The 15354-nt window shown below is 66.2% G+C and carries 11 protein-coding genes and 1 pseudogene; 8 read left to right on the forward strand and 4 right to left on the reverse strand.

What is annotated here, in order from left to right; genetic code table 11:
- Positions 1–15 precede the first annotated feature (15 nt).
- The 3 genes from B2R83_RS01965 (at position 16) to B2R83_RS01975 (ending at position 4892) form a co-directional block, all read left to right on the forward strand.
- Positions 16–1056, forward strand: coding sequence for a TIGR03790 family protein (locus B2R83_RS01965; RefSeq protein ID WP_292038019.1), 1041 nt, complete (start codon positions 16–18; stop codon positions 1054–1056).
- A 181-nt stretch (positions 1057–1237) separates the two neighbouring features.
- The gene (locus B2R83_RS01970; protein ID WP_292038020.1) at positions 1238–4249 is read left to right on the forward strand and encodes an ExeM/NucH family extracellular endonuclease; all 3012 of its coding nucleotides are present in this window, start codon (positions 1238–1240) and stop codon (positions 4247–4249) included.
- 22 nt (positions 4250–4271) lie between these two features.
- The gene (locus tag B2R83_RS01975) at positions 4272–4892 is read left to right on the forward strand and encodes an NF038129 family PEP-CTERM protein (RefSeq protein WP_292038021.1); all 621 of its coding nucleotides are present in this window, start codon (positions 4272–4274) and stop codon (positions 4890–4892) included.
- A 100-nt stretch (positions 4893–4992) separates the two neighbouring features.
- Here the strand turns inward: B2R83_RS01975 and B2R83_RS01980 are convergent, their stop codons facing one another.
- Complete coding sequence (locus tag B2R83_RS01980) at positions 4993–5328, reverse strand: hypothetical protein (RefSeq protein ID WP_292038022.1); 336 nt, start codon at positions 5326–5328, stop codon at positions 4993–4995.
- A 320-nt stretch (positions 5329–5648) separates the two neighbouring features.
- Between B2R83_RS01980 and B2R83_RS01985 the strand changes: the two genes are divergently transcribed.
- Entirely contained in the window at positions 5649–6065 is a 417-nt protein-coding gene (locus B2R83_RS01985; protein ID WP_292038023.1) for a hypothetical protein, read from the forward strand.
- Between the two features lie 36 nt (positions 6066–6101).
- Here B2R83_RS01985 and B2R83_RS01990 read toward each other — a convergent pair whose 3' ends face one another.
- The 3 genes from B2R83_RS01990 to B2R83_RS02000 all read right to left on the reverse strand — a co-directional run bounded on the left by B2R83_RS01990 (position 6102) and on the right by B2R83_RS02000 (position 11255).
- A complete protein-coding gene (locus B2R83_RS01990) occupies positions 6102–7061 on the reverse strand; it encodes an IS1595 family transposase (RefSeq protein ID WP_292038024.1) in 960 nt (319 codons plus the stop codon).
- A gap of 164 nt (positions 7062–7225) precedes the next feature.
- Entirely contained in the window at positions 7226–10429 is a 3204-nt protein-coding gene (locus B2R83_RS01995; RefSeq protein WP_292038025.1) for a S8 family peptidase, read from the reverse strand.
- A gap of 31 nt (positions 10430–10460) precedes the next feature.
- Entirely contained in the window at positions 10461–11255 is a 795-nt protein-coding gene (locus B2R83_RS02000) for an NF038120 family PEP-CTERM protein (protein WP_292038026.1), read from the reverse strand.
- Positions 11256–11770: 515 nt separating this feature from the next.
- Here B2R83_RS02000 and gspG point away from each other — a divergent pair.
- The 4 genes and pseudogenes from gspG to B2R83_RS02020 form a co-directional block, all read left to right on the forward strand.
- Entirely contained in the window at positions 11771–12202 is a 432-nt protein-coding gene (gspG, locus tag B2R83_RS02005; RefSeq protein ID WP_292038028.1) for a type II secretion system major pseudopilin GspG, read from the forward strand.
- Positions 12203–12247: 45 nt separating this feature from the next.
- Entirely contained in the window at positions 12248–13444 is a 1197-nt protein-coding gene (locus tag B2R83_RS02010) for a type II secretion system F family protein (RefSeq protein ID WP_292038029.1), read from the forward strand.
- Positions 13441–15141, forward strand: coding sequence for a GspE/PulE family protein (locus tag B2R83_RS02015; RefSeq protein WP_292038030.1), 1701 nt, complete (start codon positions 13441–13443; stop codon positions 15139–15141). The genes B2R83_RS02010 and B2R83_RS02015 overlap by 4 nt, the downstream gene beginning before the upstream one ends.
- Positions 15134–15354: pseudogene (locus tag B2R83_RS02020) on the forward strand (hypothetical protein); the annotation flags it as partial. The gene B2R83_RS02015 and the pseudogene B2R83_RS02020, both read left to right, overlap by 8 nt.

Raw genomic sequence — 15354 nt, forward strand, 5'->3', positions numbered from 1 at the left:
AACCTGCAAACGCGTTTGCGTGCACCTTTGCGTGCCATCTTCTGCTGCTGCCTGGCGGCCTTGTGCCTTGCCGGCGTCCTCAACGCGCCGGACGCCCATGCCGCCGGCGGCTCCGCGCTCAAGCCCGAACAACTGGCCATCGTCATCAATGACGAAGACCCGCACAGCGTCGCGGTCGGCGCCTATTACCGCAAGCGCCGCGATATCCCGGCCGCGAACGTGGTGCACGTGCGCATTCCGGGCAAGCCGAAGTCGCTCAGCCCGGCCCGGTTCCGCCTGCTGAAGGAGGAGATCGACAGCCAGCTCGGTGCCGGGGTCCAGGCCGTGCTGATGGTCTGGACCGCGCCCTATGCGGTGGACTGCAATTCGATCACCGGCGCCTACACGCTCGGCTTCGACGGCGGCCAGTGCGCCAAAACCTGCGCGCCCGGCCAGCCGAGTGCCTATTTCAACAGCAAATCGGCGAAACCCTTCAGCGAGCACGGGATGCGGATCTCGATGCTGCTGCCCACCGAGTCCGTGCAGCAGGCAAAAGCGCTGATCGACCGCGGCGTCGCGGCGGGCTTTCGCACCGTGCCCGCCACCGCCTACTATCTCGCCACCTCGGAAAAGGCGCGTAACACCCGTGTCGGTTTCTTCCCGCGTCCCGGCCGTATCCCGGGCCGCCACCTGGCTACCCGCGTCATGCAGGCCGACGTGCTGGAAGGGGCGAAGGACGTGCTGGTCTACCAGACCGGGATGGCGCAAGTTGCCAAGCTCGAGACCCTCGGCTTCGTGCCCGGCGCCCTGGCCGACCACCTGACCTCGCTGGGCGGCGACCTGCTCGGCAACAGCCAGATGAGCAGCCTGCGCTGGCTCGAGGCCGGCGCCACCGCCAGCTACGGCACCGTCAGCGAACCCTGCAACCACTGGCAGAAGTTCCCCAATCCCTCCGTCCTGCTGCGCCACTACCTGAGCGGCAACAGCGCCATCGAAGCCTACTGGAAGAGTGTTGCGTGGCCAACACAGGGGCTATTTATCGGCGAACCGCTCGCCGCACCGTATCGCGGACGTTAGCAGCAAACTAAGCATACATACACGGCAGTACCAGCTTCTCTTTCCGCCCGTAAATAGAAGGGCAGGATTGCTCGCGCCTGTCTGTCATGAATTTGTCACCGTGTCGATTTACTATCAATTTTGCTAATGGTAAATTTCATTTTGCTAACGTTATCCACGTTCAACTCGACCAGGACTTTTCATGAAAATGCATGTTGCACCGATTTGCCCACCCGGGCGACTCACCGTGCTGGCCGCGCTACTCGCCGGCCTCGCTACTCCTGCCTTCGCCGCGCCCAGCCCTGTCGTGATCAGCCAGGTGTACGGCGCAGGCGGCAATGCCAACGCCGCCTGGAACCGCGATTTCATTGAACTGTTCAACCGGAGCGACAAGGCGGTCAGCCTCGGTGGCTTGAGCCTGCAATACCAGGCTGCCGGCGCCAGCAGCAACTGGGCGTCGTTCACCGCATTGCCGAACGTAGTGCTGGAACCGGGCCAGTACTTCCTGGTGGGCGCCGCTTCCGGCGGTACGGTGGGCGCCTCGATCGGTGACGTGGACCACAGCACCAACTCGATCAACATGTCCGGAACCACCGGCAAGATCGCGCTGGCCGAGTCCACCACCCTTTTGGGCGTCGCCGACGGCGGCGGCAAGCTGGTCGACCTGGTCGGGTTTGGAACGGCCAGCCGATACGAAGGCGCCGCGGCCGCACCGGCGCCATCGACCACCAACTCCATCCAGCGCCGGGCGCTCGGCTGTACCGATACAGACCAGAACGCTGCCGACTTCGAGGCCAAGACGGTCACTGGTCCGCGCCGGACCACGTCGGATCGCAATGTCTGCCCTGGTGGCGGCGATCCGGATCCGACGCCGCAGCCGAAGCCGATCGTGACCAGTTGCCCTGCCAGCGTCACCGGCCAGCAGGGAACTGCCTTCAGTGCAGCCCTGAGCGCGAGCGACGCCGACAGCATCGTCAACGCCGCCAGCATCAGTTCCAGCGCCGTTGCCGGTATCTCGCTGGCCAACTTCAGCGCGGCCGGCGCGAATGGCGCCAGCGCCAGCGTCAGCCTGGTGGCCGATGCCTCGGTCGCCAGCGGCATCCACCAGGTCGCCGTCAAGTTCACCAATAACGACGCGCAGGAAGCCAGCTGCACCGTGAGCGTGAGCGTGAGCGGCACGCTGACGATCCCGCAGATCCAGGGCAGCGGCGCCACCAGCCAGTATCGGAACACGGTCCAGACCACGAGCGGCGTGATCACCCACAAACTCCCAGGCGGCGGCTTCTTCATCCAGGACGCCGGCGGCGACGGCAACCCGGAAACGTCCGACGGCCTGTTCGTGTTCGGCGCCACCACCGCCGCCGCCGTCGGCGACCTGGTGCGCGTGACCGGCACCGTCCTCGAATACACGCCAAACGGTGCGACCCGCTCGTACACCGAACTGAGCAACGTTACTTCCGTGACCCGCGTCGGTGCCGGCGGCAGCGTGGCTCCCACCAACATCGAGCTCCCCAACGCCGACCTGGCACGTTACGAAGGCATGCTGGTGCGCTTCGTGGGCGGCCTCACCGTCAACCAGACAGCCTACCTCGGCGAGCGCGGCGAACTGACGCTGTCCAATGGCCGCCGCGAACTGCCGACCAACCGCTACGTACCGGGCTCGAGCGATGCGATCGCTCTGGAAGCGGCGAATGCACGCAATATGGTCGTGCTCGACGACGGCATCTTCACCACGCCGGCCCAGGTTCCCTACCTGTTCGCCGACGGCACCGTGCGCGCCGGCGACACCGTCAGCGACCTGACCGGCGTGCTCGATTTCGGCGCCATCGGCGGCGGCGGCGCGGCGTTCAAGGTGCAGCCGACCGAAGCACCGGTGTTCTCGCGTACCAATCCGCGCACCGAGGCTCCGGTGCTCGCAGCCGGCAACGTCAAGGTGACGAATGCCAACGTGCTGAACTTCTTCACCACCTTCACCAACGGCGGCGATGCCTGGGGCGGCACCGGGAAGGGCTGTACGGTCGGCACGACTACCCGCGCCAGCAACTGCCGCGGCGCCGACAACATGGCCGAGTTCGAGCGCCAGCGCGACAAGATCGTCGCCTCGCTGAAAGCGATCGACGCCGATGTCGTGGGCCTCAACGAGATCCAGAACAACGGCGATGTCGCAGTCGGCTACCTGGTCGACCAGCTCAACGCAGCCTATGGCAAGCCGACCTATGCGGTGGTGCCCAAGCCGGCCGCCCTAGGGACCGACGCCATCCGCGTGGCGATGATCTACAAGCCGGCGGCGGTCTCGCTGGTCGGCGGCGCGCTGTCGGACGGCCACGACGTCAACAACCGCCCACCGTTGGCCCAGACCTTCAAGGCCGCCAATGGCGCGAAGTTCTCGATGATCGTCAACCACCTGAAGTCGAAGGGCGGCTGCGGCGGCGCCCAGCCGGGCGACACCGATAGCGGCGATGGCCAGGGTTGCTGGAACCAGACCCGCATCGAGCAAGCGCAGCGCCTGGTCAGCTACTTCATCCCGCAAGTGCTTGCCGCTTCCGGCGACCCCGACGTGCTGGTGATGGGCGACCTGAACTCGTACGGTTTCGAAAACCCGATCACCTACCTGACCTCGAACGGCCTGGTCAACCAGATCGAACGCTTCGTGCGCCCGAAAGGCATCGCCTATTCGTACATCTTCGGTGGCCTCAGCGGCTACCTCGACCACGCATTGACCAGCACCTCGCTCGACCCGCAGGTGGCCGACGTGGCCGAGTGGCACAACAATGCCGACGAGCCGGAAGCGATCGACTACAACCTGGGGGACAACGCCGTGGATCCGTACGTCAAGAACGCCTACCGCGCGTCGGACCATGACCCGGTGGTGGTCAGCCTGAACCTGACCCCCAGCTTCACCGACGTAACCGCCGCGGTCAAGGTGGCGCAGAGCGGCCTGACGATGAACCGCGCCACCCTGAAGTACACCGGCAAGATCATCTTTACCAATACCGGATCCACCCCGCTGGCCGGGCCCCTGCAGTTCGTGCTGCAGGGCCTGACCGATGGCGTGAGCCTCGACGGTGCGGATGGCTCGTTCAATGGCGCGCCCTATGTGACGCTGCCGGATGCGCTTGCGCCGGGCGCCAGCGTGACGCTGACCACGACATTCAGCAATCCCGCCAAGAAAGCGATCGGCTACACGCCGAAGCTGTTCTCGGGCACGTTCTAATCACTCCATCGGGAAATCAACCATGAACTTCAAGAATTTCTTCCTGCGCGCCGTGCTGGCGCTCTCCATCCTGGCAGCGGCCCCGGCCGCATTGGCGGGTCCGATCTACCGCGTCACGCTCAATACCGGGTGGGCCGGGCAGAGCGGATTCCTCGACCTGAGTTTCGGCGGCCTGATCGGCGCCGGCAGTTCGGTCGCGCGCGTTACCGGGTTCCAGGGCGACTTCGACACCACGGTCGACCCGTACTTCGAGCCGGACGACGGCAGCGGCCAGGGCAGCGAGCGCGCCAACGGCAGCCGCGCCGGGGGCTTTACCCTGGTGGCCGGCGATACGCTGGCGCTGGTCAGCCAGGCAGTGAGCTTCGGCGACAGCTTCAGCTTCGACCTGCAGTTCGACATCGCCGCCGCCGGGCTGGCCTCGGACTTCGGCATCGGGCTGCTGGACGAAAACCTGAACCCGCTGACCTGGGGCGATACTGCGTTGACGTTCACCGTCACACCGGGCGGCGGCGTGACATTCGTCGGGGCCGAACTGGCGTCGGTACAGATCGTCAACGACGTGCCGGAACCCTCGGACTGGGCGCTGGTCCTGACCGGCCTGGTCCTGATCGGCAGCATGCGCCGCCTGCAATCGCGCCGCTGATCTGTTCCTGCGTGTCAAAGCACCTGCCTACGGGCAGGTGTTTTTATTTGTAGAAGGGGAAGGGCAGCGGTGCAGGAGCACCGCGATGGAGCAGGAAAGATCAGGACTGGGTAGGACCGTTGCCTTCGGCAGCGGCGCGGCGCATCGCATCGATGCGGTAGGCTTCGGCATTGCCGTCGATGATGCGCAGGCTGCGGCAGCCTTCGGCGGCGCAGTCCGGAGTCGGGTTGTTCGGGCCGGCGGCGGCGGCGACGGCCGGGCCGGTCGACACGGCAGCGGACGAGGCTACCGCGGTGGCGGTTGCGGCGACACCCAGGTCGCTCTGGACTGCCGAGCCGAGCGTCATCGGAGCCTGGGTCTCGTGCTGGCCTGCGCCGCAAGCGGTCAGGAGGGTGGTCAGGGCAATGGCGGCGAAAGTATGGAAGGAGATGTTCATGATCGTGCTGTTGAGCGAACTCGTCTGTAACGTGGTCTATTGTAGTGAGTAAATTTTTCCAGTGCTCAATTATTTTCGTTAGTGAACAGCAAATATTAAGATTTAGAAAGAAAAATGCGCGAAGTTGGTGGCCGTTGAGCGCAGTTAGCACATCTGCTTTTAATGAAATAAAAAATTCTTCAAAGAAATTGATGTTCTGCGGCAACAATTAAGCGTGAGCGTATAACGATGTCACCTCGGTTTTGCTGTCGTCCTGGCAAGCCCAGCCGTGCATACGGGATTCACTTGACCACATGTTGGCAAGAAGGGAAGATGGAGCTATGCGAAAACTCATCCTTGTCTTCTTGCTCGGCTGCGCCGCCTGCACCACCCAGGCCCAGGACCCGCTGCGTCAACCGGCACCTTCCCCGAATGCCCCATCGGCCACGGCCCCGTCGGATACCCTCGGCAGCCTGCGCGCATTGGCCGGCGACGCCGCCTGCAGAGACAGCGCCCAGTGCCGTACGCTCCCGCTCGGCGCGCGTGCCTGTGGCGGGCCGGAGGCCTACCTGGCGTATTCGACCGCAAAGGGATCCGAAGCCCAGTTGCGTAGCCTGGCCGAGCGTTACCAGGCCGAGCGCAGGGCAGCCAACAAGGCATCCGGAATGATGTCCACTTGCCAGTTCATGCCCGATCCGGGCGCGGTCTGCCAGGCCGGGCGCTGCCAGCTGGGCACCGGAGAGGCGCTGGCGCGCTAGGCGCGGACACGGCGACCCGACATGAAACAGGCGCTGTCACCGTTCGATGTTGGACGTACCCAGCGCTATTCGCAGCATCGCCTCCGCCGTTCCGATACGACGTCCGTCGACCGCCCACTGCCAGCCGAGATAATTGGGCAGATAGCGTGAGGCCACGCCATTGAAGCGGGCCAGCCATTGGCGGAAGCGCCGGTGGTAGGCGTTGACGTTCTGGACATGGACGGCGCCGCGCACGCGTTCGCCAGCCCGCAGGTTCACCGCTTCGTGCGAGATGGCGGCCGTGCGAGCGAACGCCTTGTAGGCAGGATGGGAATCGGTGACCAGCAGCACATCCCTGTCCAGCACCGGAAGCAGGTAGCGGTGCAGCTGGGCCGTGGTGACGGCGCCCCGGCCGGTAACGAAATCGAAGGTGGCGCCGGTGCGGTCGCGGGCGACCAGCACGCAGACGTGTTCACTGTTGATGCCGCGCCGGCTGGCCACACCTGCGCGCTTGCGCGGCGGCCGGTCGAGCTTGCGCGAGCCCTTCCGGGATTCGAGCAGGAACAGTTCATCGGCCTCGGCGATGCCGACCAGTGCTGCAGGTCGGTCATCCTTGGCCAGGTGCAGGAAACGGTGGCGCCAGCGGAAGCTGGTGTTGCGGTGCACGCCGAGCCGATCCGCCGTCTTGCGCACCGACTGGCCCTCGAGCATTCCGTCCAGGTAGTCCAGCCATTTGCCGCGGTGGCGCAGCCGGGCAAGCGGCGTACCCGTCAAGGCACTGAAGGTTTTGCCGCAGGCGCAGCAGCGATAGCGCTGCACCCCGCGGTCGTGCCCGTGGCGATGCAGCCGCCGCCCCTTACAGGCCGGACATGAAGATGGGCTCCTGGCCTCCTCGATCGCCGCACAGACACGGTCCAGTCCAACTGCCGGGCGCAAAAGCGCGAACAATTGTTCGCGTTGGCGCCGCGTCAGCTGCGCGACACGTGCCAGCCAGGGTTTGAAGCTTGCCGCCTGCATTGCCGCCTCCACTGTCGATCGGACAGCGGTTCGACATCGGCCCAGCTCAACAGTTCAAGATCTCCAACACGTAGTGGTGACAGCGCCATGAAAAAACACCCTGCAAGCCGAAACTTGCAGGGTGTTTTCATTTGCGGGCCGGCCAGGAGCCGGCCCTTGCCGACTCAGTCGGCTGCGGCGACCAGTGCCGAGCCTTCCTCCCTGACCTGCTTGGCGGCCGGGGCCGGGGTCGGGACCGGGTTGGTCGCGTCCACTTCCAGCAGCGAGGTGCCGAGCGTGGTGCTGCCGTCCAGGTAGCGGATCGCGCCGAGGTAGCGGGTGCCCGGGGTCAGGTCGGACCAGCTTGCCACTGCCGACGAGGTGCCGCCCACGAACACGCTGCTTGGCAGGGTGACCTTCAGGTTGCCGCCGGTGTCGGCGCTGCCGACCACCCACGATGCCAGGGTGTAGGTGGCGCTGCCGCCGCGTGGTGCGTAGCCTGCCACGCAGACACGGTAGGTGCCGGCCGCCGGCGCCATCAGCGTCACCATCTCGTTCGAGGTGGCGGTGCCGCTGTAGCCGACTTCGGCGTTCGCCGAGTTGTAGACCAGCAGGTCGAGGTCATCCGCACCGCCGGCCTTGAAGCCGCTGGTGTCGATGTCGCGCAGCGAGAAGCGGGCCACCATGGTGCCGGCCGGGATCGTGACGCTGGTTGCCGTCACGCCTGCCGAGCCGCCGGCCTTGCACTCGGCCACGCCGCCGTCTGCCGCCAGGGTGCGGCCGACCGACTGCTCCGCCAGGGTCGCCGGCTTCAAACCACCCTTGAGCGAGGTCAGCTTGCCGGTGAAGCCGCTGCCGATGGTGAAGACCTGGTTGCCGGTCACCTGTTCGCTGTGCAGCAGTGCAGGGTTGGTGAAGGCCTGCGGACGGGCGGTCAGCGGGCTGCGCACCACGTGGACGCCGTCACGCCATTCCAGCGCGCCGAAGCTGTACGCGTTCATCGCCGCGGTGGTGCGGGTCAGATTGACGCTGAACGTGCCCTTGGCGCCCGGCGCCAGCGTCAGCGATGCCGGCACCACCGACACGGTGAAGCCCGGCAGCGATGCGGTGGCGTTGTAGGTCGAGGACTTGTCCGACACGTTGGTGACGGTACGGGTCAGCGTGATCTTGCCCAGCACGCTGCCCGCGGTCAGCGACGGCAGGTTCAGGTTGTAGGCCGGGATGCTGCCGAACGCGCTGCAGGTGGCAGCGGTGAACATGCCGCCGATGCCGCACCCGAAACGCACATGGTCGGTCACGCCCGAGTCGTACACCAGGCCCGGATCGGTGGCCATGTTCGGCACCACGTGGCCGGCGCCCTGGCCCCAAGGCAGCTGGCCGGCGGATGCGCCGGTGCGGCCGTCGGGGAAGGTCGCGGCGGCGGTGGTCATCAGCGCCGACTTGATGGCCGCCGGCGACCAGTCCGGGTGCAACTGCTTGAGCAGCGCCGCCAGGCCTGCCACGTGCGGGCTCGACATCGAGGTGCCCTGGTAGGACGCCCATGCCACGTTCGGCACGACGCTGCCGTTGGCGATCTCGTCGCGTTCGGACTGGGTCTTGACCGGGGTGACGCCGGCGATCACGTCGACGCCCGGCGCGGTCAGGTCCGGCTTGAGGATGCTGGTGTAACCCTGGTTCGGGCCGCGCGACGAGAAGCTGGCCATGACCGGCGCCGGGGTGCTGCCAACCTGCGGGCTCCAGGCCGAGATCGCGACGGTAGCGCTGCTGTTGCCCTGCACGTAGCTGCGCAGTGCGGTGCCGTCGGCCAGGCTGATGTGGACCGTCGGCACGGCGTGCACTTCCGAGACGAGGGCATTGGCGGTATCGATCAGCACCATGCCGGCGCCGCCGGTCTCTGCCACGGCGCGGCTCTTGTCGACGCGCGCGCTGTTGCCGCGTTCGCACAGGACGACCTTGCCCGCCACCAGGCTGGCGTCGAGCGCTGCCGCAGCGCCGCCACCGAAGCTGACGCGGTCGGCCGCCGTGTAGCACAGGCGGCGCGCCTCCTTGTCGGCGGCGTTCAGGCTGGCATACGGCACCACGCCGGCATCGCGCGCCGAGATCGCCGGGGTGGCCGGCAGCGCGGTCGTGTTGAGCGACGCGCCCACGTACTTGATGTTGGCGCCGGTGATGGCGGTGGCGCCGTTCAAGCGGTTGTGGGTCGAGGCGGCGACCGTGGTCACCCACGGGCTCAGGTGGGCCACGGCGTTGTTTGGACCGCTGTTGCCGGCCGACGCGGCGACGAACACGTTGGCATTGGAGGCGCCGAAGAAGGCCAGTTCGACCGGGTCGGTGACGCTGGTCTGCGAGCCGCTGATCGAGAAGTTGATGACGTTGACGCCATCCTTGACGGCCTGGTCGATCGCCGCGACGCTGTCCGAGTTGTAGCAGGAGTTGCGGGTGCCGCTGCCGTCCGGGTTGGTCGGGTCGATGAAGGTCCAGCAGACCTTGTACGCCGCGATGCGTGCGGCCGGGGCCATGCCGCTGGCGCGGCCCATCGCCACGCCGTTCAGCGTGACCGGGGCGCCGTGGTTGCCGCCGGCGGTGGTGGCGGTGTGGGTGCCGTGGCCGCCGTGGCCGGACGGGCCGTCCACCGAGTCGCGCGGCGAGGTGAAGTCGGACCAGTGCTGGACCCGGCCGCTCTGCTTGAAGGTGGTGTTGAAGTAGCGTGCGCCGATCAGCTTGTTGTTGCAGTTCGATGCGCTGAAGCCTTCGCCGGTCTGGCAAATGCCTTTCCAGCTGCTCGGGGGCGCACCGAAGGCCAGTTCCCCGGAAGCGTCGAAGGTCGGGTTGCCGTTGGCGTCGACGCGGTCGGCGAACGAAGGATGCTCCGGCCAGATGCCGCCGTCGACGATGCCGATCACGACGCCGTCGCCGGCCTTGCCCACGCCGCCCTGCTGCTGGTTCCACAGGCCTTGCGCCTTGTCCAGGCCCAGGAAGGTCGGGGTGAAGTTGGTGTCGAGGGTGCGCTCTTCGTCGGCGGTGATGGCGGCGACGGCCGGGTCGCGCTTCAGGGCCCGGACTTCGTCGTCGGTCATCAGGGCCGCAAAGCCGTTGAAGACCACGTTGTACTTGTGGGTGACGTTGGCCTGGTTGACGTTCGCCAGCACGGTGTTCTGCTTCTGGTCGAGGTAGCTGATGTAGGCCTGGACGTCGCCGGCGTTGACATTGAGCTGCTGGCCGGCGGCCGGCTTGGTGGCCGGCAGGCCGGCGATGTCGCCGGTGTAGGTGGCGACGGGCTTGTCGGCCAGCTGGACGATATAGGAGCGGCGCACCTCATCGGCGGACGCCTGCATTGCCACGCTCGACAGCAGTGCGAGGACGGCGAGGGATACTGGACGCAGTTTCATTCTTGTTCCTTGTTCTTGTCGGGGGCGCGGTTTATTTGGCGCGGCGGCGCGAGGTGGCGGTCAGGCCGGCCATGCCGAGCAGCAGCAGGGCGATCGAACCCGGTTCCGGAACGTCGGCCAGGCGCACGTTGTCGATGCCGAACTGGGCCTGGTTCTGGGTGAAGGCGCGGTCGCTGATGCAGTCGCCGTTACCGTCGAACAGGCAGGCGCTGATGGTCAGGCTGCTCAGCACCGCCGAGCGGAAGGCGGCATCGACGTCGAAGCGGTCGAACACGAAACGGCCGGCGCTGTTCTGGCCGGCGAAATCGGCGCCGGCGACGATCGAACCGCCTGCGGCGATGGTGCCGCTCAGGATCAGCCGGCCATAGCTGAAGTTGGGGAGGCCGCCGACCGGGGCGACGAAGCCGAAGTCCAGGCCCTCGAACCTGAAGGTCTGCGTGCCGGTAGTGTTGAAGATGCTCAGCCGCCCATCGTTGAGGCCGGCGTAATAATTGCCGTCGGCGCCGACCGGGCAGGACGTGATCAGGCAGGCAAACGCGTTCTCCGAATCGATCCGGGCGCCGACGCCGCCCCATTCGTCAGGCTCCGCAGTGGCGCTGTTGCTGACCTCCAGGCGGTAGTTGTCGCTCATGAAGGCGTCGCCCGTGTTGTAGGCAGTGTCGCCCGCATTCAGCTGGTCCGACACGATGTTCTGCACGTCCTCGAACGTGATTACGCCGGCGTGCGCGGGAGCGAATGCGCCGAGTGCGCCGATGGCGGATGCGCACAGCAGTTTTTTCAGGGCGAGGGGGAGGGAGGGCGCGGTGGATCGGATATCGCGTTTCATCAGTCGAGTTACCTTTATCGTTAGGGTTATGTGGTAATGCCGAAATGCTGTGCCGTTGTTGCTGGATTGTTGCTAATTGAACATACATTGCCCACATTTTCCGTTGCGGGTTGTCATGAAATATATCAATGGAAACAACAAAAAAGTAAAATATTTTAACGTGGAAAATTTTTTAGTTAGGCAATCTTTCACAACTAAATTCTGTTTCTCCTAATAAAGTGGGATGTGAAATAGATTGCGAACATGTAAGAAAATTGCGACAGCCCTTGCGTGCATCACTGGCGCACTTTTTTGTTTTATGGCAGAGCTTTTTACACGTGACTGCCCTGTTTGATGTCAGGCTTGACGGCCATGAAAGAAAAGTTGTCTCAACTGATGGGCCCGTGGTAGCCTGCTCGGCGCAGCGCGTCGTGACACGCAGGCGGCAAGTACGCAGCACCGGCCGCGCACGGTGCGATCGGCGCGCAAGGTCTTATTGATGGGGCAATCGAGGAGTCAGTCAGATGTATGCAGCAATGAAAGATTTCCAGATCAAGGGCCGGCGCGCCCATGGTTTCACGCTGCTCGAACTCCTGGTGGTGATCGTCATCATCGGCCTGCTTGCCGCCTATGTCGGCCCCAAGTATTTCTCGCAGCTCGGCAAGTCCGAAGTCACAGTGGCCAAGGCCCAGATCGACGCCTTCGACAAGTCGCTCGACACCTATCGCCTTGACGTCGGCCGCTATCCCAGCACCGAAGAGGGCCTGAACGCGCTGATGGTGGCACCGCCGAGCGCGGGCGCGAAGTGGAACGGTCCCTACCTGAAGAAGGGCGTGCCGCAGGACCCGTGGGGCCACGTCTACCAGTACCGTGCGCCGGGCAGCAAGGCCGACTACGAGATCCTTTCGCTCGGCAAGGACGGCCAGCCGGGCGGCACCGGCGATAACGCCGACATCTCCTCGCAATAAACCATTCTTCGGTCTCTCGTCCCAGTACCAAGCAGGGCAGCCTCCATGCAGTTTGCCGTTCGTACCCTTGCGCCCGACATGTCGATCTCCAGCGTCGTCGTGGATGCCGCCGACGCTCTCGATGCCCGCCGCCAGGTCGAGGCGCGCGGCTTGTTCGTCAGCGCGGTCGAGCCGGCGCGCGCCGCGTTGTTCTCCGGCAAAGGACGCAAGCAGGGCGGCAAGCTGTCCATCGTCCTGTTCAGCCAAGAACTGCTGGCCCTGCTCAACGCGGGCCTGGGCATCGTCGAAGGCCTGGAAGCACTGCTCGAGAAGGAGGCCAGCCCGGGCGCGCGCAGCGTGCTCGAACGCCTGCTGGGAGGACTGCGCGAAGGCAAGCGCTTCTCCAGCGTGTTAGCAAGCCAGCCCGACCTGTTCCCGCCGCTGTATGTCGGCATCGTGCGCGCCGCCGAGGGCACCAGCGACCTGCCGCGCGCGCTAATGCGCTACATCGACTACCAGCAGCGCATCGATACCGTGCGCAGCAAGATCGTCAGCGCCTCGATCTATCCCGTGATCCTGCTGCTGGTGGGCGGCGGCGTGAGCGGCTTCCTGATCGGCTACGTGGTGCCGAAGTTCGCCGAGGTCTACCAGGGCGCGGGGCGCTCGCTGCCCTGGATGTCGCAGCTGCTGCTCGACTGGGGCCAGTTCGCATCGAAGCACGGCGGCGCCATCGGGGTGGCCGCACTGCTGGCCATCGTCGGCGCGGTGGCCGGGGTGCGCCATTTGCTGCGCAGTGGCGGCATCAACCGCCTGCTGGTGCGCCTGCCGGGCATCGGCGAGCGTGCCCGCATCTATGAACTGTCGCGCCTGTACCTGACGCTCGGCATGCTCACCGAAGGCGGCATCACCATCGTCGGCGCCATCGAGACCGTGCAGCCGATGGTGTCCGGCACCGTGCGCAAAGGCCTGCTGCATGCGCGCGTCGCGGTCGAATCGGGGCAGCCGCTGTCGACTGCCTTCGAAGCCAACGGGCTGACCACGCCGATTTCGCTGCGCATGCTGCGCGTGGGCGAGCGCACCGGCGACATGGGACCGATGCTGACCCAGTCGGCCGCCTTCTATGACGGCGAGATCACGCGCTGGATCGACCGCTTCACCCGCACGTTCGAGCCGCTCTTGATGGCGGCCATCGGCCTGGTGGTGGGCGCCATCGTGGTGCTGCTCTACATGCCGATCTTCGACCTGGCCGGAGACATGGGATGAAAGACGATGCCGTGACCCAGGCCCCCCTCGATCCGGCGCTGCTGGCGCGCGCCCGGGCACTGGCACTGCAGTCGCGCCGCGGCCTGGTGGCCGAACTCGAAGGCCTGAGCGGCCTGGAGCCGCGCCGGATCATCCGCGAGCTGGCGGCCCCCTTCGGCCTGCCGGTGATGGAAACCGCCGCCATGCTGGCGCAGGCTCCCGCATTCGACCTGCTGCCGCTGGCCGGCGCCATGTCGCGCCATTGCGTGCTGCTGCGCGATGCATCCGGCCAGCTGACCGGCGTATTGTCCGATCCCTTCGACCTCGACCTGCAGACCTGGCTGGGCGCGCAGGCGCGCGCCACCGCCAGGCGCCCGCTCGACCTGTGCCTGGCGCTGCAGTCCGACATCCAGGCCTACCTGTCCAAGCAGGAGGAATCGGCGCGCGCGGTGGACAGCCTGGTGGGCGCCGACGGGGAAGGGCGGCGCGACGGCAAGGTCAACCAGGTGCTCTCGTTTGCCTCGGTATCGGAAAGCGGCAGCCCGGCTGTCAAGCTGGTCAATTCGACCCTGTACGACGCTCTGAAAGCCGGCGCCTCCGACATCCACCTCGAGAGCACGGCCGGGGGACTGGCGGTGAAGTACCGTGTGGACGGGGTGCTCGATCATGCGGCCACGGTGGGCGGCATCGAGCTGGCCGAGCACATCATCTCGCGCCTGAAGGTGCTGGCCGAACTCGACATCGCCGAACGCCGCATCCCCCAGGACGGCAGCTTCCGGGTCGAATCCGGCGGACGCGACATCGACCTGCGCGTGTCGATCATGCCCAGCATCCACGGGGAGGACGCGGTGATCCGTATCCTCGACAAGCGCGCCATGATCGAGTCCTATGGCGCGCTCACGCTGGAGGCGCTGGGCTTCGACGCGCCCTCGCTGGCCACCCTGCGCACGCTGGCCCAGGAAGCCTACGGCATGCTCCTGGTGACCGGGCCGACCGGCTCCGGCAAGACCACGACCCTGTATGCGGCGCTCACCGAAATCCACAACGGCCGCGAAAAGATCATCACCATCGAAGACCCGGTCGAGTACCAGTTGCCGGGCATCCTGCAGATTCCGGTCAACGAAAAGAAAGGCCTGACTTTTGCCAAGGGCCTGCGCTCGATCCTGCGCCACGACCCGGACAAGATCATGGTCGGCGAGATCCGCGACCGCGAGACCGCCGAGATCGCGGTGCAGTCGGCGCTGACCGGCCACCTGGTGCTCACGACCGTCCACGCCAACAATGTGTTCGACGTGTTCGGCCGTTTTACCCACATGGGCATCGATCCTTACGCCTTCGTGTCGGCCCTGAACGGCATCTGGGCCCAGCGCCTGATCCGCATGAACTGCCCGCACTGCGCGGCGCGCTACGAACCCGACGAGGCCGAGCTCGCCTCGGTACACCTGGCGCGCGAGGACGCCCAGGATTACGTCTTCATGCGCGGCAAGGGCTGCGGCGACTGCCGCGGCACCGGCTACCGCGGGCGCCGTTCGATCGCCGAGATCCTGACCCTGAACGACGAGATCCGCGAGCTGATCGTCGACAAGCAGCCGATCCGCCGCATCAAGGCCGCGGCCCACGCCAACGGTACCCGCAGCCTGCGCCTGGCCGCACTCGACCTGGTCAAGCGCGGCGCCACCACCATCGACGAGATCAAGCGGGTGACCATCCATGCGTAGGAAGTTCGGACAGTCCCTGCGCTTGGGGGTGGCCGCCGACGGCCTGGCGCTGCTGCGCGTTGGCGGCTGGCCGCGCGCGGGCGCTGAAGTGCTGGCCCTGCAGGCGGTCGAAGCCGGCGCCCCGGATGCGCTGGGCAAGGGCCTGCGTGCGCTGCTGGATGCATGCGATCCGCGCGGCTGGCCGCTGACCGTGGTGCTGGCCGACGACCTGGT

Origin of the sequence: Massilia sp. UBA6681, assembly GCF_002454935.1 — a bacterium.
In the GTDB taxonomy this organism is placed as follows: domain Bacteria; phylum Pseudomonadota; class Gammaproteobacteria; order Burkholderiales; family Burkholderiaceae_D; genus Telluria; species Telluria varians.

Coding starts and splice junctions, on each gene's coding strand:
- B2R83_RS02010 (WP_292038029.1), top strand. CDS start 12,248: ATGCAGTTTGCCGTTCGTACCCTTGCGCCCGACATGTCGATCTCCAGC.
- B2R83_RS01980 (WP_292038022.1), bottom strand. CDS start 5,328: ATGAACATCTCCTTCCATACTTTCGCCGCCATTGCCCTGACCACCCTC.
- B2R83_RS01970 (WP_292038020.1), top strand. CDS start 1,238: ATGAAAATGCATGTTGCACCGATTTGCCCACCCGGGCGACTCACCGTG.
- B2R83_RS02000 (WP_292038026.1), bottom strand. CDS start 11,255: ATGAAACGCGATATCCGATCCACCGCGCCCTCCCTCCCCCTCGCCCTG.
- B2R83_RS01990 (WP_292038024.1), bottom strand. CDS start 7,061: ATGCAGGCGGCAAGCTTCAAACCCTGGCTGGCACGTGTCGCGCAGCTG.
- B2R83_RS01985 (WP_292038023.1), top strand. CDS start 5,649: ATGCGAAAACTCATCCTTGTCTTCTTGCTCGGCTGCGCCGCCTGCACC.
- B2R83_RS02015 (WP_292038030.1), top strand. CDS start 13,441: ATGAAAGACGATGCCGTGACCCAGGCCCCCCTCGATCCGGCGCTGCTG.
- B2R83_RS01995 (WP_292038025.1), bottom strand. CDS start 10,429: ATGAAACTGCGTCCAGTATCCCTCGCCGTCCTCGCACTGCTGTCGAGC.
- gspG (WP_292038028.1), top strand. CDS start 11,771: ATGAAAGATTTCCAGATCAAGGGCCGGCGCGCCCATGGTTTCACGCTG.
- B2R83_RS01975 (WP_292038021.1), top strand. CDS start 4,272: ATGAACTTCAAGAATTTCTTCCTGCGCGCCGTGCTGGCGCTCTCCATC.